The following is a 20,381-nucleotide window of genomic DNA, read 5'->3' as shown; positions in this document are numbered from 1 at the left end:
TCAGAAGCGGCCAAGCATAGGTAGAGCGCCAGACAATGCAAATCGGGCGGCTGGAACTGTCTCGTTCCAGCCGCCCGCGCAGCCTTTGAAAATCAAAGAACTTGCCGTAATTTATCCCAGCGCGGCGCGTGCCTCGCCAAAGACCGTGAGGGCCTGATCAATTTGATCACGCGAAACAGCCGAAGACATCTGCGTGCGGATGCGCGCCTGTTCTTTGGGGACCACCGGGAAAGAAAACGCGGTGACGAACACGCCTGCTGCGCGTGAATGCGCGGCAAATTGCGATGCGACCTTGGCATCATAGAGCATGATCGGGATGATCGGATGTTCGCCGGGCAGGACGTCGAACCCTTCTTCTTCCAAACGCTCGCGGAAATAGCGCGTGTTATCCCACAGCTTGGCGCGCTGTTCGCCACGGCGGGCCAGTTCGAGCGCCTTGATGGATCCGGCAACCACGGGCGGTGCGACCGAATTCGAGAACAGGTAGGGCCGCGAACGCTGGCGCAGGATGGAAACGATTTCGGGACGCGCGCTGGTATAGCCGCCGCTGGCTCCGCCAAGCGCTTTGCCAAGCGTGCCGGTGGTGATGTCGACCCGGTCCATGCAGCCGCGATATTCATGCGTGCCGCGTCCGTTTTCGCCAAGGAAGCCGGTGGCGTGGCAATCGTCGAAATGGACGAGAGCGTCATACTTTTCTGCCAGGTCGCAGATCTCGTCGAGGCGCGAGATGAAGCCGTCCATCGAGAACACGCCGTCGGTGGTGATGAGCTTGAAGCGCGCACCAGCGGCGTCGGCTTCTTTCAGCCGCTCTTCCAGCTCGCCCATGTCATTATTGGCGTAGCGGTAACGCTTGGCCTTGCAGAGGCGAACGCCGTCGATGATGCTGGCGTGGTTGAGAGCATCGGAAATGACCGCGTCTTCTGCCGTCAGCAGTGTTTCGAACAGGCCTGCATTGGCATCGAAACATGACGGGTAGAGGATGGTGTCCTCAAAACCGACGAAATCCGAAATGCTCTGTTCCAGCTGCTTGTGAATGTCCTGAGTGCCGCAGATGAAGCGGACAGACGCCATGCCGAAACCATGCGTGTCGATGCCTTCGCGCGCCGCCGCGCAGATTTCCTCGTTATCGGCCAGGCCAAGGTAATTGTTCGCGCACAGGTTGATTACAGTGCGATCGCCCAGCTCGACAGTGCCGCTTTGCGCGGAGGTGATGTTCTGTTCTGACTTGAGCAGGCCCTGTTCCTCAATGGAATCCAGTTCATGCGCGAGATGTTCGTAAAAACGCTGGTTCATCAGTAGTCTCTCAGCTTTCCCAGTTCAGCACGACCTTGCACGCTTCGCCCGAGGCCATGGCGGCGAAGCCTTCCTCGAAGCGGTCGACCGGCAGGCGGTGAGTGATAATCGGCGAGAGATCGAGGCCGGACTGGATGAAAACGGACATCTTGTACCAAGTCTCGAAAATCTCGCGGCCATAGACGCCCTTCAGCGTCAGCATGTTGAAGATGACCTTGTCCATGTCGATCGTCGGGGCTTCAGCCGGAAGGCCAAGAATGGCGACCTTGCCGCCATGCGCCATGTTGTCGATCAGCGAAGCAAAGCCGGGGTGCGAGCCCGACATCTCGAGGCCGACATCGAAGCCCTCGTTCATGCCGAGCTCTTTCTGCACGTCTTCGATCTTACGCTTGGTCGGATTGACCGTGGCTGTCGCGCCCATCTGGGCGGCCAGCTTCAGGCGGTCTTCGTTGAGGTCGCTCACCACGACGTGGCGCGCACCGGCATGGCGGCAGACGGCGGCGGCCATAATGCCGATGGGGCCCGCGCCGACCACCAGAACATCTTCGCCAAGCACATCGAATTGCAGTGCCGTATGGACAGCGTTGCCATAGGGGTCGAAGATCGAGGCGATGTCGAGGTCGATGTCTTGATCATGCACCCAGATATTGGCCGCGGGCAGGACGAGGTATTCGGCAAATGCACCTGACCGATTAACGCCGATCCCCTGGGCGTCGGCGCACATGTGGCGGCGGCCTGCCATGCAATTGCGGCAGCGACCGCATACGACGTGGCCTTCGCCCGATACGATCTGGCCAACTTCGAAGCCTGAGACATTGTCGCCGAATTCCACGATCCGGCCGGCAAATTCGTGGCCCACGGTCATCGGCACGGGAATGGTGCGCTGGGCCCATTCGTCCCAGTTCCAGATGTGCATGTCGGTGCCGCAGATTGCCGTGCGGAGGATTTTCACCTTCACATCATTGGGACCGACCTCGGGCTCGGCTACATCCTTGAGCCAGAGGCCCTTTTCCGCTTTCGCTTTGACCAGCGCCTTCACTTGCATGCTCCGATGAATTGAGTTGCGCGCCGCTATAGTGAAAGGCACGCCTCGCGCAAGGAAAGCCTATGCCGTAGCGTCGCGTTTGGGACCGAGATAGCCGAACAGGTAAGCCGCGACCTTGCGCATCTGGATTTCCTCCGCGCCTTCGGTGATCCGGTAGCGGCGGTGATGACGATAGATATGCTCGAACGGCTTGTGCCGTGAATACCCGATGCCCCCGTGCACCTGCATCGCCCTGTCTGCAGCTTCGCACACCAGCCGGTTCGCCCAGTAATTGCACATGCTCACCTTGTCGGAGATCGTTCGCTCGATCTGCTCATGCGGCATATTGTCCATTTCCCATGCCGTCTTGTAGATCAACAGGCGCAGCATTTCGCACTGGGTGGCAAGCTCGACGAGCGGGAACTGGATTGCCTGGTTGCGCGCCAGTTCTTCGCCAAACGGCTTGCGCTGGCGGGCGTATTTGACGCTCTCCTCGATGCAGTATTGCGCTGCGCCGAGGCTTGATGCCGCCTGCCGGATGCGGTTCTGGTGGACAAAACTCTGCGCCAGAGAGAGACCCTTGCCTTTCTGGCCCAGTACTGCGCTGTCAGGCACCCAGACATTGGTGAACGACAGGCGGGGGTGATCTGTGGGCATGTTGAAAGTCCACATCCACTCTTCGATTTTCAGACCGTCGGTCGGATTGGGCACGAGGAAGCAGGTGATGCCGCGCGCATTGCCGTCTTCTCCGTCTGTGCGGGCGAAGAGCGCGCAATGAGTGGCCACATGCATGCCGGTGATCCACATTTTCTCGCCGTCGATCCGCCAGCCTTCGACGCCATCGCGCGTTTCGCGCACCGCGCGCGTTTCCATATGTGTCGCGTCGCTGCCATGGTCAGGTTCGGTCAGGCCGAAGGCGACCCGGCGCGTGCCCTCAAATCCGCCGAGGATAAACTCCTGCTTCTGTTCTTCGGTGCCGAAAGTTTCGAACATGGCGACAAACGGGAAATTGCCGACAATCGAGTGTTCGTTCTGGAGGTCATTGTGGAGGCCAAGACCGCGCTGGGCAAACCGGTCACGGATCACTGCCATCCAGAGGTTCGACCCATCCTTGCCGCCAAATTTCTTCGGGGCGGAGAACCGCCAGTGCCCGGCCTCGTCCGCTGCCTTGCGCGCTTGGCGAAGCAGGTCTTCCCATTCATGGTTGGGCAGTCCTTCGCGGTCCCAATCTGTTCGTGCGTTCTCGCGCCGGTGATCGAAGAACCGGATGTTGTCGTCCTTGGCCACTAGCGGCTCTATCGCGGCTTCGATGAAGCGCTCGAGCTCGGCGTAATATTCTTCCAGCGGCTGCGGAATAGTGAAGTCCATCAGTGTTCTCCGATCCATTTCTGACGAGCGGCCCGAAGCGCGGGGTACTTCGGGACGTCAGCGCTGAGTTTCTCGATCGCCATCGCCTTGAGTTCGGCCAACAGTTGCGGCGACGCCAAAGACTTTTCTCCTGCCAGCAAGGCTTCTGCGAGCAAGAGATCACGCGATGCAGGCAGCAGGTCCGCCTCTCTCGCGATCATCCCGAGCGCATTGCGGGCGACGGCTAGCTGGAAGCGATCATGCCCGGTCAGCTTGTCCTTGAGGGTATCGAGCCATTCGGCGATTGCCGTCGCCATTTCCGGCTGGCTGGCCTCGCCCAGATAAATGCAGGACATGTCTGGCAGGATTACCCTGCGCGCGCGCTCTTCCTCGGGGGCATCTTGCTCCAGCAGCATCAGCAGGTCGAGTTCCTGTTCACTGGTCCGGCGGGAAATCACCACCCGTTCCAGCATCCGGTCCTCACCGCTGCGCCAATATGCCGCCATTTTCAGGCAACCGAGGGCCCACCAAATTGTCCTGTAGATGGTCCAGAATCGGAAGCGCGCCGGGTCGACTTTGCGCCCGCTTTCAGTTTCATAAGCGGCGAAATAATCATCAAGGCTTCCCAGCCCCAATGCCGGGCGGTCGTAGCGCGCAAAGCGCCACACAGCCATGCAGCCGAACGCCAGATCTTCGTGGGGATCGCCGAAATGCGCCAGCTCCCAATCGAGAACGCCGGTCAGGTGGCTGTCTTCGCACAGGATGTTGCCGAGCCGGTAGTCTCCGTGATTGAGGACAGGCTCTTCCCGCTGCGGAATATTGTCCAGCAACCAGCGTAGACCCAGGGCAATGATCGGGCGGTCACCGCCCGCTTCCTCGAACTGTAGACGCAGGGCATTTACGCCTTCGCGATAGTCGATTTCCGGCACATCCGGCGGAACATCGCCACGTCCTAGCGAATGGATGCGGGCCAAATCGCGCGCCACCTCGGTCAGAATGCGGCCGGGCTGCTCCATCGCAAGAATTGCTCGCGGATCGGGTGTCCCTGGAAGGGCGCGCATGACAAAGCCGCTGCCGATCCCGTCAGACGCCTCAAGGTTCAGGATCACTTCCGGAGCGGTGACGCCGGCTTGGCGTGCAGCCCGGATTATTGCGGCCTCGGTGCCATGACCGAATGGCCGGTCTTTCATGAAATCGAGGCTCGGTGCACGGCGAAGGACGAACACTTCACCAGCGGTTGAAAACCGCCAGCTTTCCATCGTCGCGCCGCCCGTCAGCCGCGTGATCTCTTCGGGTCCGGGCAAGCCAATTCGTGCCAGCGCCCTGGCCAAGCCCTGCTCGATGCTTCCTGCCTTGTCTCCATCACCCATAAGGGTGAGTTGTGAACCAACTGGCATGCACCCTCAAGCCTGACCGAACAAATACGGAAAATTGTATAGAACCGGCAGAAATTCTTTCGGGAAATGAGAACGTTATCCAAAGGCAACGACTCGGCGGCAGACTTCCTCAAAAATTTTACATTTACCGAGAAATTGCTGTCCCATTTTGGGACGAGCGCGGCCCTCGGCGCGAATTTTGATTATAAAAAAACCTCATATTAACCAACGGTTTGATGCAGTATTCGCGGGCCGTTGGGCTGAAGGGGATTCGACAAGATTGCAGGCCGGTGGTATCAAAATGGGGAAGCGCGACCGAGTTGGATCAACCGCCGGCGTCGTTTCATATACAAAATGATAAATAGGTCGCATTGTCCAAAACTCTATTGGGGGGTGCTGACAATGCACGTCGAACTGCCGATCAATATTTCACTTGTTTGTGCGAATTCCATAGTAAGCCAAGGCCTTAAAAGAATTCTCGACGAAGATAACTTCGTTGTTGAAGGCCTGCATCACGATACGCGAGCGTTTCTCGCCTCGTCTCCGCATGATAAGCCCGACGAATGTGAACTCATCCTCATCGATGTAAGCGCTGCGCGCAACTTGACTGAAGAGGTCACAGAGCTGCGCGAACTGCTGCCGCATTCACGGCTCGTACTGCTTCACGACGACCTCGAGATGGAATGCCTGATCGAGGCGTTTCAAGCCGGTGCGGATGGCTACATCCTGAAAGAAATCGCCTGCGAATCGCTGCTCAGCAGCCTGCGTCTGGTGGCGCTCGGCGAGAAGGTGGTGCCCGGCAAGCTGGTCGAACAATTGTCCAGCGTGGCGATGGCCGCAAACAATCATGCGCGCGCCGAAACCGAGATCAGCAAAATCCTGTCCGAGCGCGAGATCGAGACGTTGCATTGCCTGGTGAAGGGTTATCCAAACAAGATCATCGCCCGCCGCCTTGAAATCGGCGAAGCCACCGTGAAGGTTCACGTGAAGGCGATCTTGCGTAAGCTGATGGTCCAGAACCGCACGCAAGCAGCGATCTGGGCCGTCAACAGAGGTGTTTCGGCCACGGGAACAGCAAACTCGCCAATCATTGCGGCATCAAGCGCCGAGGAATCGTCCCGCGCGTCGAACAAGCCGCAGGCCGTGCTCGTAGGCTCGCAGGCGGCCTGACCAAGGCTTATCCGATGGCCCGGGCGATTACCTCCCGCCCGGGCCGACCGGCCCCTCTTCCCGCTAGCTGCTGCTTGCGTCCACCCGATCTCCTGTGACATCACCGAAGCTTGTGAGAGCCACGGCGAGGATTGATGATGAGCGATGCACACGGCCACGATGAATGGGTCGTCCGCCCGGCAAGTGCGCAGGACGGCGCTAACTGCAGCGCAGAGGATTACGCTGCTCTTTATTCCAGGAGCCTGGACGATACCGACGCCTTCTGGGCCGAGCAGGCCGAGCGTCTCGACTGGATCACCGTTCCCTCCACTATCGCCGACTGGAGCTTTGACCCGGTCCGGATCAAGTGGTTCGAAGATGGCGCTCTCAACATCTGTCACAATGCAGTCGATCGTCATGTCGAGGCCGGGCGCGGTGATGCGCTGGCGCTGATATTCGAGCCGGACGATCCTGCGGGCGAGGTAAGGCGCATCACCTATGCCGAGCTGAAGGCCGAAGTCATCCGCATGGCGAATACGCTGAAAAAGCTCGGCGTGGGCAAGGGCGACCGGGTTACCATCTATATGCCGATGGTGCCTGAAGGTGCCTATGCCATGCTCGCCTGCGCCCGTATCGGCGCGATCCATTCGGTCATCTTCGGTGGGTTCTCACCCGAAGCGATTGCCGGCCGGGTCGAAGATTGCCGCAGCGACTGGATTGTCACGGCCGACGAGGGCCTGCGCGGCGGCAAGCGCATACCGCTCAAGGCGAATGTCGATGCTGCCCTGGAGAAAGTGCCGGCGAAAGGCGTGCTCGTCCTGCGGCATACCGGCGGCGACATCACCATGCGCGAAGGACGCGACCATTGGTATCACGAGCTTTCGGACGGCGTTTCAGCCGAATGCCCGTGCGAGGAAATGAATGCGGAAGACCCGCTTTTCATCCTTTATACTTCGGGATCGACCGGCAAGCCAAAGGGCGTGCTGCACACGACCGGCGGCTATGCCGTGTGGACGGAAACAACGTTCCGCTACGTCTTCGATTACCGGCCCGGCGAAGTCTATTGGTGCACCGCCGATATCGGCTGGGTCACAGGCCACAGCTATATCGTCTACGGCCCCCTGCTGAACGGGGCGACGGCGCTGATGTTCGAAGGGGTGCCGAACTACCCCGACCATGACCGCTTCTGGGCCGTGTGCGAGAAGCACAAGGTCAACATCTTCTACACTGCACCCACCGCGATCCGGGCGCTCATGCGCGAGGGCGACAGCCATGTGACCAAGCATGATCTGTCCAGTTTGCGCCTGCTCGGCAGCGTGGGCGAGCCGATCAATCCCGAGGCGTGGCGCTGGTATCATGACACGGTCGGCAAGGGTGCGATTCCCGTGATCGACACCTGGTGGCAGACTGAAACGGGCGGAGTGATGATCACTACGCTTCCCGGCGCGCACGATATGAAACCGGGTAGCGCCGGCAAGCCGTTCTTCGGCGTCTGCCCTCAGCTGGTCGGCAATGAGGGAGAGGTTCTGGAAGGCGCAGCAGCTGGCAATTTGTGCATCACGCGCAGCTGGCCCGGGCAGGCTCGCACGGTTTACGGCGATCATGACCGGTTCGTGCAAACCTATTTCAGCACCTACAAGGGCAAGTATTTCACCGGCGATGGCTGCCGCCGCGATAGCGATGGCTACTACTGGATCACCGGGCGAGTGGACGATGTCATCAATGTCTCGGGTCACCGGATGGGCACCGCAGAAGTCGAAAGCGCACTCGTGCTGCACCCTAAGGTGAGCGAGGCGGCCGTGGTCGGCTATCCGCACGACATCAAGGGGCAGGGCATCTACTGCTACGTCACGCTGATGGAAGGTGATGAGCCCTCCGACGATCTCTACTCCGAACTGCGCCAATGGGTGCGCAAGGAAATTGGCCCGATTGCCACGCCCGACCATCTGCATTTCACGCCTGCCCTGCCCAAGACGCGCAGCGGCAAGATCATGCGCCGCATCCTGCGCAAGATTGCAGAGGACGATTACGGCGCGCTGGGCGATACCTCGACGCTGGCCGACCCCGGCGTGGTCGAAAGCCTGATCGATGGCCGCCAGAACCGCTAGCAGTGTGATCACTTTCGACGAGGCAAGCGCGATATTGCGCGGCGCGGCGCGGCCGCTGGAAGCGGTGGAGATATCGCTGGCAGAGGCGTCTGGCCACCGGTTGGCGGGGGATGTGGCGGCCCGCATCGATGCGCCGCGAAGCGATGTTTCCGCGATGGACGGCTATGCGGTTCGGAACGGTGATCTGCACGCACCCCTGTCAGTTGTAGGCACATCCTATGCCGGGTCACCGCCCGGACTATCCGTCGAGGAAGGCGAGGCCGTTCGTATCTTCACTGGCGCGCCCGTACCCCAAGGTGCCGACTGGGTCATCGTGCAGGAAATTGTCGAGCGGGAAGGCGATATCATGCGCCTCACGGGAGAGTTCAGTGAGGCGCGGCACATCAGGCCGCGCGGTTCCGATTTCAGCGAAGGTGATATCCTGCTCGAACGGGGCGCCATGCTCGGTCCGCGCCAGATGGTCGCGGCCGCAGCAGCGGGGCAGGCCAGCCTGAGCGTGTGGGGAAAACCGCGCGTCGCTATCCTTGCCACCGGAGACGAGCTGGTTGCGCCGGGGAAGTCCCCCGACATCGAGGGCAGCATCCCCGACAGCATCTCACTGGCTCTTGCCGCGCTTTCCAGGAACTATGGTGCAGAGATCGCGGGGCATGAAATCTGCGCCGACGACCCGGCAAAAATTGCGCAGGCGGCTGGCAGTTTGCTGTCCTCATGCGATGTGCTGGTCATGGTTGGCGGCGCGTCTGTCGGCGAACGTGACTTTGCTTCGTCCAGCATCGCGGGCGGAGGTTTTGAAACGCTGTTTGCCAAGGTGGCAATGCGTCCTGGCAAGCCGGTCTGGTGCGCAAAGGACGCGAAGGGCCGGTTTGTACTGGGCCTGCCGGGAAATCCGACGTCTGCAATGGTCACAGCGCGCCTGTTCCTGGCTCCCCTGCTGACTGCCCTGGCAGGTGGGGAATATGATGACGCGCTGGTCTGGAAGGAACTTGAGCTCCTGTCTTCGATGCCCGCGCCCGGGCCGCGCGAACATTTTGGCAGGGGCAGGCTCGTCGACCGCAAAGCCGAACCCTTTGCGAACCAGCAATCGGGTGCGCAGGCGGCACTGGCAGCGGCGGACGTGTTGCTGCGTCAGCCGGGCGGATCGGTGGAAGCGGGCAAGGGAGAGACGATCGCTGCGCTCGACTTTTGAAGCGGCGTCATTAAAGGTCGGGGTATGTCCGAAACCGCCCCGATGATCGACGCCCATGGCCGCACGATCGACTATGTCCGGATTTCGGTAACGGACCGCTGCAATCTTCGCTGCACCTATTGCATGGCCGAGGATATGCAGTTCCTTCCGCGCCGCGATTTGCTGACGCTGGAAGAAATTGCCGACCTTGCCCGCCACCTTGTCGCGCGCGGGGTCAGGCGCATCCGCCTGACGGGGGGCGAGCCGCTGGTCAGGCGAGGGTTTGCAGGTCTGGCGCATATGCTCGGATCGCTGCGAAGCGAGGGGTTGGGCGAACTCACGCTGACGACCAACGGTGTCTTGCTGCCGGGCATGGCAGGCGAACTGCGCCGCGCCGGTATCGAACGCATCAATGTCAGCATGGACACGCTCGACGCGGAAAAATTTGCGGCCATCACTCGCGGCGGGAATGTGGGCAAAGTGATCGCCGGGATCGATGCGGCCCGCGCTGCCGGCATGTCAGTGAAGATCAACATGGTCGCCATGCGCGGTGTGAATGATGGCGAGTTTGCCGATATGGCGCGCTGGTGCGGTGCGCGAGGGTGTGATCTTTCGCTGATCGAGACCATGCCGCTTGGCCAGGTCGAGGGCGACCGGGCCGATACCTATCTCCCACTGGCCGCCGCACGCGATGTGCTTGAGCGTGAGCTGACACTGCTGCCTTCGCTGCACCGCACAGGCGGACCTTCACGCTACTTCGATATTGCCGAAACCGGCGCGCGCGTTGGCTTCATCACCCCTCTCAGCGACAATTTCTGTGCGTCCTGCAACCGCATCCGGATTGCCGCGACGGGCACGGTTTATGGCTGCCTGGGCCACGACCAGAAGGTCGAACTGCGCGATGTCATGCGCACCGGTACGCCCGGTGCTCTCGATGAAGCCTTGGACCAGCTGCTTGGCGGCAAGCCCAAACGGCACGATTTCGACATCGCCCGCGCAGAGCCAGCCACCGCCCGCCACATGAGCGTAACCGGCGGCTGAGCCAAAAAGCGTTGCAATTGCGAACCGTTTCCCCTTGTTTCGCGGGCGAGAAACAGGAGAGAGAATCATGGGCCATCAGGCTGCAAACGGACCGCTGACAGGGCTCAAGGTCGTCGAATTTCAAGGTATCGGCCCCGGACCGCACGTCGCGATGATGCTGGCCGACCTCGGCGCCGAGGTGGTGCGTATCGAACGCCCCGGCCATCAGCCGATGAACCCCGTAGTCGAACGCGCCCGTCACCGCGCGGCAGTCGACCTGAAAAGCGACGAGGGGAAGAAGTTCGTCCTCGAAGCGCTGAAGCACGCCGATGTGCTGGTCGAAGGCTTTCGGCCCGGTGTGATGGAGCGGCTTGGGCTGGGGCCTGACGACGTACTCGCTGCCAATCCGCGGCTGATCTATGCGCGCATGACCGGCTGGGGGCAGGACGGCCCGCTGGCGCAGGCTGCCGGCCACGATCTCAATTATATCGCCATCACCGGCGCGCTCGATTCCATTGGCGCAAAGGGCGAATTGCCTATCCCGCCGCAAAATCTCGTGGGCGATTTCGGCGGCGGCTCGATGTATTGCGCGATGGGTATCCTCGCCGCGCTGTTCGAGCGTCAGTCGAGCGGTAAGGGGCAGGTGGTCGACGCCGCAATCGTTGACGGCGTCACCAGCCTGATGAGCTTTTTCTACGGACAGCCGCACAGCGCCTTGCGCACTACCCAGCGCGGCGCGGGCCTGCTTGGCGGCGCAGCGCATTTCTACCGCTGTTACGCCTGCAAGGACGGCAAGGACATCAGCGTCGGCGCAATCGAGCCGCAGTTCTATGCCGAGCTTCTGGAGCGGGCTGACGCTCCCGCCGAACTGCGCGAGGGTCAGATGAACCCTGCGAACTGGGACGATTATACCGAGCGTCTGGCCAAGCTGTTTGCCACGAAAACGCAGGCCGAATGGACCGAATTGCTCGAAGGCACCGATGCCTGTTACGCGCCCGTCGTCCCGCTCGACGAAGCGAAGGATCACCCGCACATGAAGGCGCGCGAAGCCTTCGTCGAACATGGCGGCAGGTGGCACACTGCACCTGCTCCGCGTTTCGACCGCACACCGGGCGTAATCCGTGACAGTGCACAGGACGGTGAAGAGGTGGTGGCGCGCTGGGCCGAAGGGAGTTAATGGCTTCGCGCAAAGGAGAGATACCGATGCGCGATTGCACCAAATTTTACATCGACGGCCAGTGGGTCGATCCGGTCGAAGCCAATACGGTCGAGGTCGAGAACCCCGCGACCGAGGAAACGATCGGCCACATTAGCTTCGGCACCAAGGCCGATGTCGACAAGGCGGTGGTGGCTGCTCGCCGCGCATTCGAAACCTTCAGCCAGACCAGCAAGGAAGAGCGGCTGACCCTGCTGCGCGCTATCCAGGCGGAAATCGAAAACCGCAAGGAGGACCTCGCCCTGGCCGTCAGCGATGAAATGGGCGCGCCGATGAGCCTGGCAAACGGCCCCCATGTCGGGCTGCTGGCTGGTCATTGCCAGAAGGCTATCGAAGTTCTCGAAGCTTTCGATTTCGAACGTCAGGACGGTCCGACACTGCACGTGTGGGAGCCGATCGGCGTGGTGGGAATGATCACCCCGTGGAACTGGCCGCTCAACCAGATTGCCTGCAAGGTTTTCCCGGCGCTGGCGACTGGCTGTACGATGGTGCTCAAGCCTTCGGAAATCGCGCCGTTCGATGCTTATATTTTTGCCGAGATCATGGATGCCGCAGGCGTGCCCGCGGGTGTCTTCAATCTCATCAACGGCGATGGTCCGGGCGTGGGTGAGGCAATTTCGGGCCATCCCGATATCGACATGGTCAGCTTCACCGGATCGACGCGTGCCGGTATCGCAATTGCGCAGAATGCCGCGCCCACGGTCAAGCGTGTGGCGCAGGAACTGGGCGGCAAGAGCCCGAACATCGTGCTCGACGACAGCGTGTTCACGCAGTCGGTAATGAAGGGCACTACCGCGATGATGGGCAATTCGGGCCAGACCTGCACCGCGCCCAGCCGGATGCTGGTGCCCCATGCCCGCATGGAAGAAGCCAAGGCAGCGGCGAAAGAAGCCGCCGAAGGCGTCATCCCCGGCGATCCCAAGGGCAATGCCACGATCGGTCCGGTCGTATCGAAGGCGCAGTGGGACAAGATCCAGGGCCTGATCGAGAAGGGTATCGAAGAAGGTGCCACGCTGGTCGCTGGCGGACCCGGAAAGCCGGACGGGCTGGAAACCGGACACTATGTGAAGCCGACGGTATTTGCCGATGTCGACAACGACATGACCATCGCCCGCGAAGAGATCTTCGGCCCCGTGCTCTGCATCCTTGGCTATGATGATTATGACGATGCAATCCGCATCGCGAACGACACTCCATATGGTCTGGCCAGTGCGATCACCGGCGAAGACATCGAGCTTGCCCGCGGCCTTGCCAAGCGCATTCGAGCTGGCCGGGTCGCGATCAACGGCGGCTATGATCTCAACGCGGCATTCGGCGGTTACAAGCAATCGGGCAATGGCCGCGAATGGGGCGAATGGGGCTTCCACGACTTCCTCGAAGTGAAAGCGGTCATGGGGCACGGCTGATGGCAGGCAGACATTTCGACGAATGGGAAATCGGCGACAAGCTGACCCATGAAATCCGCCGCACGGTGACAGAAGCGGACAATTTGTTCTTCACCGTGATGACCCACAACCCCCAGCCGCTCCACCTCGACGTGGAAGCGGCGAAGGCAAGCGAGTTCGGCCAGATCCTGGTCAACGGGACCTTCACGTTTTCGCTGATGGTGGGGCTTAGCGTCGGGGACACCACGCTCGGTACGCTCGTGGCCAATCTCGGCTATGACAAGCTGGTGATGCCCAAGCCGGTTTTCATCGGCGATACGCTGCATGCGACAAGCGAGGTGATCGGCCTGCGTGAAAGCAAATCGCGGCCCGATACCGGCATCGTCACCTTCCTTCATGAAGCTGTGAACCAGCGCGGCGAAGTGGTGTGCCGGTGCGAGCGTTCTGCCCTGCTGAAGAAGGCAACTGCTTCCGCCGCATAGCCTTTTTTCGCTTCCGTGCGTTGATCCCGATTGGGGAGAAGGCATGCGCAATCACGAACCCGAAGGCGTTGAAGACGTACTTGGCGAGCTCGACGATCTGGCCGCAAAGGGCGACCACGTCCGGATTGGCGATGTTCTCGACGATTTCGGCGGGCGCAGCTTCGGGCCGTTCATCATGCTTCCCGCGCTGCTGGAGATAACCCCGGTCGGCGGGATTCCCGGCGTGCCGACCTTTCTCGCAGTCGTCATCGCGCTGGTCGCAGTGCAACTCCTGTTCGGCACGGACCACATCTGGATGCCGCAGTTCCTCCAGAACCGCGCCGTCACGAGCAAGAAGCTGCACAAGGGTATCGCCAAGCTACGCGGCCTTGCGCACTGGCTGGATGAACACAGCCATGGGCGTCTTGAGTTCATTACAGAAGGCGTGTGGGTCAAGGTCGCTGCAGCAGTGGTGATCCTGCTGTGCTGCACCGTGCCGCCGCTGGAAGTGCTGCCTTTTGCCAGCAGCGCGCCGATGCTGGCGATCGCTGCCATCGGACTTGCGCTGATCGTGCGCGACGGGTTCGTGATGCTGGCGGCTTTCGTGCTGGCCATGGCCGCGCTGGGCGGGGGCACATATTACTATTATTCGTCCGGTGAAGAAGGCGGCTCGGGCGGTATGGCTGCCATCGGAACCATTCATTATCGAGCAGTAGCTTGACCTGATCGGAGTTTGTCCGGCACATCTCCCGCAGAGGCGAGGGGAAATGCCATGGATTACCGGATCGGACTGATTGCCGCGGCATTTGCATTGGCGGGCTGCGACGTGGCCGGAGCGGGCGACGCTAGCGAGGCGCAGCGCGGTGATGGCGCCGATACGATCGAACTCGCTGAATTTCCTGATCGGCCGTACTGGGGCGATACGCACCTCCACACTGATGTCTCGGTAGATGCGTTTGGTTTCGGCGTCCGCCTGGGTCCGGAAGATGCGTTGAAATTCGCTCGGGGTGAGGAGGTAACCGCAACCACCGGGATGAGCGCGAAGCTCGCCCGGCCGCTCGACTTTCTCGTAATCGCCGATCACTCCGACGCGATGGGCGCCACCCGGCGGCTATATGACGCGCCGCGCATGATGGTGCGCGATCCCACGTTGCGGCGCTGGCGCGACATGATGCACGAAAGCCCGGACCAGTCGACGCGGGCGGTTGGCGAACTGATTACCGCCGCTGCGAATAACGAAATACCCGAAGCATTTCGCGACCCGGTCCGGCAGGCAAAAGCCACGCGCGACCTGTGGGATCGGCATCTTGGCCTGCTCGACCGTTATAACGAGCCAGGCACCTTCACCGCTTTCGCAGGATTTGAATGGACCCTCATGCCGGGCGGCAACAATCTGCACCGCGTCGTGATGTTCCGCGATGGCAGTGCCAAGACCGGAAAGGTGCTTCCCTATCCTGGCATCGACAATGATGTGTCCTCGCTATGGGATTACATGGACGGCTACGAAGAAAGCACGGGCGGAAAAGTGCTCGCCATTCCGCATAATTCCAACCTGTCGAACGGCATGATGTTCGAGCTGACCGGACCCGATGGCGGCGCGATGAGCGCGGAGTATGCGCGGCGCCGTGCGCGCCTCGAGCCGGTGGTGGAGGCCACCCAGATCAAGGGTGACAGTGAAACGCACCCCTTCCTCTCGCCGAACGATGAATTTGCCGGATACGGGGATGCTGGCTGGGATCTGGGCAATCTTCCGCTCACCGCGAAAACGAGCCCTGATATGTTTGCCGGAAGTTACGTGCGTTCTGCCCTGCTTCGCGGGCTTACGCTGGAACAGCAATTGGGCGTGAATCCCTATGCGTTCGGCATGATCGGCTCGACTGACAGCCACACTGCCCTGGCCACGGGCGACGAAGATAACTTCTTCGGCAAGCACACTGGCAATGAACCCCGCGCTGATCGCGCAATGAGGCCGCAAAACCTCGGCACGCGTGAAGGACGTTTCGGCTGGCACTACCTTGCCGGCGGCTACGCGGCAGCATGGGCGCGCGGCAACACTCGGGCGGAAATCTTCGATGCCTTCATGCGGCGAGAAGTCTATGCAACCACCGGGCCGCGCATGACCGTGCGCCTGTTCGCCGGCTTCGACTTTTCCGATGGCGATTGGGCAGGTGACTGGGTGCGTGCCGGCTATGGCCGGGGCGTGCCCATGGGCGGCGAGCTGGAAGATCAGGGCACGGCGCCCACTTTCCTCGTCAGCGCCTTGAAGGATCCTGACGGGGCGAACCTCGACCGGGTGCAAATCGTCAAAGGCTGGGTCGATGGCAGCGGCAACGCCCAGGAAAAAGTCTACGACATCGCCTGGAGCGAGCGCGAGATGGACGGTGCGTCCAATTCGCCGGTCCCATTCGTTGGCGATACGGTAAACCGCGCCGAAGCGACGTATGAAAATTCGATCGGTGCGGCCGAGCTGCGCAAAGCCTGGACCGATCCCGATTATCGCCCCGGACAGCGCGCTTTCTATTATGTCAGGGTGCTCGAAATCCCGACTCCGACCTGGGTGCTTTACGATGCGAAGCGTTTCGGCCTGAGCCTGCCTGATGACGTGATCGAGGCCAATGTGGTGCAGGAACGCGCCTATTCCTCGCCCGTGTGGCTGCGGCCACGCAGCGAAGCGGGCGGCGGGCCTGCAACCATGCAGTGATGCGAAAAATACTGCGCGATCCGCTCGCGCATTTCCTTCTGGCAGGGGCCGCGATCTGGGCCGCGTTTGCCGCCATGGGCGATCCTGTTGACCCGGCGAACCGCTCGATTGTCCTGACTCAGGAACAGCAAGCGGCGCTGGCGCTCGGTTTCGAACGGACAATGAGCCGCCCACCCACCGATGCGGAACTGGACGCACAGATTGACCGCTGGGTGCGCGAAGAGGTGCTCTACCGCGAGGCGCTGAGGCTTGGCCTCGACCAGAGTGATCCGGTGGTCCGCCGCCGCCTAGCCAGCAAGATGGATGAACTGGCGAGTGCCCAGGCCGAGGTTGCACAGCCATCCGAAGAAATCCTGCGCAAATGGCTGTCTGATCATCCCGGCCACTTCGAGACGGGCGGTGTCCTGAATTTCGAACAGGTCTATTTCGAGGATGAACAGGCCGCCCTTGCAGCGTCCGCCAAGTCTGATCCTCGCGGTCAGCCGATCAGCCTGCCCGGCAATGCCGAGCGGATGCCAGTGGCGGAAGTCGAGAAAGTGTTCGGCAGGCAGTTCGCCGATGAGATCGCCTCATTAGCCGCTGGCCCGGGATGGCAGGGTCCTGTCCCATCCGGATTTGGCTGGCATCTGGTGCGCCTCACGCTGCGGGAAGAGGGATCGGCGCCGCCCTTCGAGGAGATCCGCGAAAAGGTGGAAGCAGACTGGCGCAGCACCACGATGCAGGCGCGCCGCGAACAGGCATTCCAGGTCTTGAGGGACGCCTACTCGGTCGAAATCGAATGATGCGCCTGCTGGCGTTGGCGCTATTTGCGTTGTGGGCGTCGCCGGCACTGGCTGACGAACTACGTCCGGTATCGATCCAGTTTGAGCAGGTCGATGAAAGCCGCTGGTCGCTTGGTTGGCGCCAACCGCTCAGCTCGCCGGCAGCGGACCGTACAGACATTCCGCAAATCCCTGACAGCTGCGAAATCCTCGGCCAGCCCAGCTTCGACAACGCACCGCTTGCAGTCACCGGCAGGGCGCAGGTTCAGTGCAGCGGCAATGTCGCCGGCCAATCGATCGGATGGCCCATGCTGACCGGACAGGGCGATGCGATTGTGCGCATCGTGCCCCTTGGCCGGCCGTTGCAGGTTTACCGCGTCACAGCCGCCGACCCATCCGTTATCATCGCTGCAAAGCCGCAAAGTGCGCAGGTCTGGCGCAGCTATTTCGTGATCGGCACCGAACATATCCTGATGGGCTGGGACCACCTGCTGTTCGTGATTGCACTGGTCTTGCTGGTCAGGCGCAGCTGGGGCGTGGTGAAAGCGGCGACAGCGTTTACGGCCGCGCATTCCATTACACTCGCCACGACGACCTTGGGGTTCGCCGGTCTGCCGCAGCGTCCCGTCGAAGCCTTGATCGCGCTTTCAATCGTGTTCCTGGCCGTGGAAATAGCGCGCGGCACACGGGAAACGCTGACCCGCCGCCTGCCGTGGCTGGTCGCATTCCTGTTCGGCCTGCTTCACGGGTTCGGATTTGCCGGAGCCTTGGTCGAAATCGGCCTGCCCGAAGGCGAGGTTCCGGCAGCTCTCATAAGCTTCAATCTGGGCGTCGAGGCAGGTCAGTTGCTGGTCATTGCGGCGGTGATGGCGGCCTTGGCCCTGCTCCGGCGGATACGTGCTGGCGCTGAAACGCCGACGATACGTTTCGCATCCTATTTCATCGGCATCACCGGGGCCTATTGGCTGGTCGACCGCATGATCGGCTGAGTATCGCCGCCTAGCGCCTGCCACAGCAGCACCCGTGCACGTTTGGCGCGGCCGAGCGCAGCGGCAGCGCGCTCTCCGCTTGCATCAGCGGCCCGGCGCGCTTCGAGAACGGTGAGGAAGTCGGCAAGCCCGGCACGCTGGCGCGTTTCGGCAAGCGATGCCGCACGTTGCAGGCTGGCGGCTTCGGCTGCTGCTGCTGCGGCTTCGCGGTAAGCTGCCGCTACGAGGCCGTATGCGCCCTCGGCATCGCCCAGCGCGGTGAAGACTGCGCCGCGATAGGCCTCGAAGGCCGCGCGCTTACCCGCAGCCGCCGCGCCGATTTCCGCCTCTATCCTTCCGAAATCCAGCAGCGGGCCGGCGACGGTAGCGGCCAGCGTTCCGACGATGGAATCCTCGTCGAACAGATCGCCTGGACTGAATGCCAGAAGTCCCACGATCCCCGAAAGGCTGAAGTTGGGAAAGCGGCTGCGCGCAGCGGCGGCGAGTTCCGCGTCCTGCGCTGCAAGGTTTGCCGCTGCGGCGGCAACGTCTGGCCGGTTGGCGAGCAATGCGCTGGGCAGGGTCGTTGGCGGCACTGGCAGGCCATCGTCTGCCGTCCCGAGCGCCAAGGCTGAACGCACCTGCGCTCCGCCCTGCGCGGTAAGGGTGACCAGCCTGCCGATCAGCCGTGCGCGCTCGCTTTCCAGGGCGGCGAGGCGGCTGCGTGATGCGTTGGCAGCACCTTCCGCGCGCACGCGGTCGAAGCCGGGCGCGATCCCGGCTTCTTCGCGCACCTTTGCCAGCCGGGCGAGTTCTTCGGCAGCGGTAATGTCGTTTTCGATCGCACTGCGCCGGGCATCGAGAGTGCGCCAGTCAATGACGCTGGCGGCGATCTCGGCCAGCAGAGCATTGCGAACCCCACGAGCGGAAGCGGTGGCGGCATCGACCCGCGCCAGTGCGGCACGTTCCTGCGCGCGCAAAGTGCCGAAGATGTCGGGATCCCAGCGAGCTGTCAGATTGGCCGAATAAGCGATCTGCTCGGTGTCGAAGGATGCGCCGGGCGGGAGCGCGCCGCCAAATTGCGCAGGGTTGGTTCGCTGGCCTGTGACGGAGCCATTCGCACCGATATTCGGCAGTCTCTCCGCGCCCGCGCGGTCGGCACCTGCACGGGCCTGATCAATGCGCGCCAGCGCTTCGCCCAATGTCGGGGAGCCGGCGAGAGCCTGGGCGGCTAGCGTTTCGTAGGCAGGGTCGGATGCAGGCAGCAATGCGGCCAATGCGTTTCCAGTCTGGGCACTTGGCGCAAACAGGAACTCGTCGGGCAACACCGGTACCGGGGTGGCAATTTCGGGCGGCGGACCGGCGGCGCAGCCTGCCAGTGCCAGCGCGCAGCTGGAGGTCAGGAGCAGGCGCATCATTCGCTGCCCTTGGCAGGGATATAGGCGTCAACTTGCTGGCCGACACGGAACATGGCCTCGTTCTGCGAGGGCGCTTCGGGAAGCTCGTAAAGCACCTGCAGCACGCGCACATCGACTCGTTCTGCTGCCGAATTGGTCAGCGACCTCTTCGGCACTACGAGGGGTTCAGCGCGTACGAAGCTCGCCTCCACGCGCTGATTTGCTGCGCCGCGCGGGCTGACCGTGGCGGGTGCGCCCATGTCGAGGCGCGGTGCCTGTTCTTCGTCGATATCGATCCGCACATAGAGTGGCTGGGTCTGGCCCATCTCGATGAACGGCTGCGACCCGCCTCCGCCCATCGTGCTGACATATTCGCCCTTCCGGATATTCACGGAAAGGATTTCGCCCGCAATCGGCGCGCGCACTGTCAGGCGGCCGATTTCAGTCCTCGCGCTGGCGGCGCGGGCTTGCGCGGCCTGCAAACGGGCGCGGGCGAGCGAAAGGCGCTGGTTCGCTGCACTGGCTTCGCCTTCGGCGCGGATGACTTCGGCGCGGCTGACAGCAGCGGGATCGTCAACATTGCGGTACAGCGCCAATTGCTGCGCTGCGATGGAGCGTGCGGTTTCTGCTTCCGCAATCGCTGCACGCGCTTCGCCGATGGCTGCCTCTGCTTCGCGCAGCCCTGATTGGGCAGCGCGGGCGTCGACCGTGAACAGTGTCTGTCCTTCAGTAACGCGGTCGCCCGGCTGGACGAACAGTCCGGTGACCAGCCCCGACAGTGCCGAGCCGATCTGGACCACCTCACTGGAAGGTTCGACCACGCCTGACCCGGCAACGCGCGGCGCGTCGGCCAGTTGTTCGGGCGCACGCGGAGGTTCGTTCTCAGGCGCGGAAAGCTCGCGGTCCGGAAGGCCGGTGACGATAAAGATCACCGCCAGGATCAGCGCGGCACCCGCGATGACGGGCAGGATTTGCCGGGAGAAACTGAAATTACGTAGATTGAAAGCCAT

17 protein-coding genes are annotated in these 20,381 nt (G+C 62.0%); 11 read left to right on the top strand and 6 right to left on the bottom strand.

Annotated elements, in window-relative coordinates:
- Nucleotides 1-111: 111 nt before the first annotated feature.
- Genes K3166_RS10950 through K3166_RS10935 form a run of 4 tightly spaced genes read right to left on the bottom strand, consistent with a single transcriptional unit; the run spans nt 112 to nt 5,034 of the window.
- Nucleotides 112-1,293 (bottom strand): glycine C-acetyltransferase, encoded by a 1,182-nt coding sequence (locus K3166_RS10950; RefSeq protein WP_221422257.1) that lies wholly within the window; start codon nt 1,291-1,293, stop codon nt 112-114.
- Between the two features lie 10 nt (nt 1,294-1,303).
- Nucleotides 1,304-2,338 carry an L-threonine 3-dehydrogenase gene (gene tdh / locus K3166_RS10945; protein WP_221422256.1) on the bottom strand — a complete coding sequence of 345 codons (1,035 nt, stop codon included), beginning with the start codon at nt 2,336-2,338 and terminating at the stop codon, nt 1,304-1,306.
- A gap of 60 nt (nt 2,339-2,398) precedes the next feature.
- A complete protein-coding gene (locus tag K3166_RS10940; RefSeq protein WP_221422255.1) occupies nt 2,399-3,685 on the bottom strand; it encodes an acyl-CoA dehydrogenase family protein in 1,287 nt (428 codons plus the stop codon).
- Nucleotides 3,685-5,034 (bottom strand): phosphotransferase, encoded by a 1,350-nt coding sequence (locus tag K3166_RS10935; protein WP_221422254.1) that lies wholly within the window; start codon nt 5,032-5,034, stop codon nt 3,685-3,687. The genes K3166_RS10940 and K3166_RS10935 overlap by 1 nt, the downstream gene beginning before the upstream one ends.
- A gap of 408 nt (nt 5,035-5,442) precedes the next feature.
- On the opposite strand from K3166_RS10935, the gene K3166_RS10930 reads away from it, so the two are divergent.
- From K3166_RS10930 to K3166_RS10880, 11 genes are all read left to right on the top strand, one after another.
- On the top strand, nt 5,443-6,210 hold the full coding sequence (locus K3166_RS10930) for a LuxR C-terminal-related transcriptional regulator (RefSeq protein ID WP_221422253.1): 768 nt from the start codon (nt 5,443-5,445) through the stop codon (nt 6,208-6,210).
- A gap of 137 nt (nt 6,211-6,347) precedes the next feature.
- Complete coding sequence (acs, locus tag K3166_RS10925) at nt 6,348-8,297, top strand: acetate--CoA ligase (RefSeq protein ID WP_221422252.1); 1,950 nt, start codon at nt 6,348-6,350, stop codon at nt 8,295-8,297.
- Nucleotides 8,298-8,301: 4 nt separating this feature from the next.
- Nucleotides 8,302-9,483 (top strand): molybdopterin molybdotransferase MoeA, encoded by a 1,182-nt coding sequence (locus K3166_RS10920; protein ID WP_221422251.1) that lies wholly within the window; start codon nt 8,302-8,304, stop codon nt 9,481-9,483.
- 24 nt (nt 9,484-9,507) lie between these two features.
- On the top strand, nt 9,508-10,503 hold the full coding sequence (gene moaA / locus K3166_RS10915) for a GTP 3',8-cyclase MoaA (protein ID WP_247714623.1): 996 nt from the start codon (nt 9,508-9,510) through the stop codon (nt 10,501-10,503).
- A gap of 67 nt (nt 10,504-10,570) precedes the next feature.
- Nucleotides 10,571-11,659, top strand: a complete 1,089-nt coding sequence (locus K3166_RS10910; RefSeq protein ID WP_221422250.1) for a CaiB/BaiF CoA transferase family protein — start codon at nt 10,571-10,573, stop codon at nt 11,657-11,659.
- A 26-nt stretch (nt 11,660-11,685) separates the two neighbouring features.
- Complete coding sequence (locus K3166_RS10905) at nt 11,686-13,104, top strand: aldehyde dehydrogenase family protein (RefSeq protein WP_221424079.1); 1,419 nt, start codon at nt 11,686-11,688, stop codon at nt 13,102-13,104.
- Nucleotides 13,104-13,565 (top strand): MaoC family dehydratase, encoded by a 462-nt coding sequence (locus K3166_RS10900; RefSeq protein WP_221422249.1) that lies wholly within the window; start codon nt 13,104-13,106, stop codon nt 13,563-13,565. Before K3166_RS10905 ends, K3166_RS10900 begins: the two co-directional genes overlap by 1 nt.
- 43 nt (nt 13,566-13,608) lie before the next feature.
- On the top strand, nt 13,609-14,265 hold the full coding sequence (locus K3166_RS10895; RefSeq protein WP_221422248.1) for an exopolysaccharide biosynthesis protein: 657 nt from the start codon (nt 13,609-13,611) through the stop codon (nt 14,263-14,265).
- Nucleotides 14,266-14,316: 51 nt separating this feature from the next.
- Nucleotides 14,317-16,245 (top strand): DUF3604 domain-containing protein, encoded by a 1,929-nt coding sequence (locus K3166_RS10890; RefSeq protein ID WP_221422247.1) that lies wholly within the window; start codon nt 14,317-14,319, stop codon nt 16,243-16,245.
- The gene (locus tag K3166_RS10885) at nt 16,245-17,027 is read left to right on the top strand and encodes a peptidyl-prolyl cis-trans isomerase (RefSeq protein WP_221422246.1); all 783 of its coding nucleotides are present in this window, start codon (nt 16,245-16,247) and stop codon (nt 17,025-17,027) included. The genes K3166_RS10890 and K3166_RS10885 overlap by 1 nt, the downstream gene beginning before the upstream one ends.
- A complete protein-coding gene (locus K3166_RS10880) occupies nt 17,024-17,995 on the top strand; it encodes a HupE/UreJ family protein (protein ID WP_221422245.1) in 972 nt (323 codons plus the stop codon). Before K3166_RS10885 ends, K3166_RS10880 begins: the two co-directional genes overlap by 4 nt.
- Here the strand turns inward: K3166_RS10880 and K3166_RS10875 are convergent.
- Both K3166_RS10875 and K3166_RS10870 read right to left on the bottom strand, forming a co-directional pair.
- On the bottom strand, nt 17,965-19,392 hold the full coding sequence (locus tag K3166_RS10875) for an efflux transporter outer membrane subunit (protein ID WP_247714622.1): 1,428 nt from the start codon (nt 19,390-19,392) through the stop codon (nt 17,965-17,967). The two genes, K3166_RS10880 and K3166_RS10875, sit on opposite strands and share 31 nt — an antisense overlap.
- Nucleotides 19,389-20,381: an efflux RND transporter periplasmic adaptor subunit gene (locus tag K3166_RS10870; protein ID WP_221422244.1), complete on the bottom strand. Its 993-nt coding sequence runs from the start codon at nt 20,379-20,381 to the stop codon at nt 19,389-19,391. The genes K3166_RS10875 and K3166_RS10870 overlap by 4 nt, the downstream gene beginning before the upstream one ends.

The sequence above is a fragment of the Qipengyuania psychrotolerans genome, from assembly GCF_019711355.1.
Taxonomy (GTDB): domain Bacteria; phylum Pseudomonadota; class Alphaproteobacteria; order Sphingomonadales; family Sphingomonadaceae; genus Qipengyuania; species Qipengyuania psychrotolerans.
Note: the sequence above shows the minus strand (reverse complement) of the source record. Positions and strands in the feature narration are given on the sequence as shown.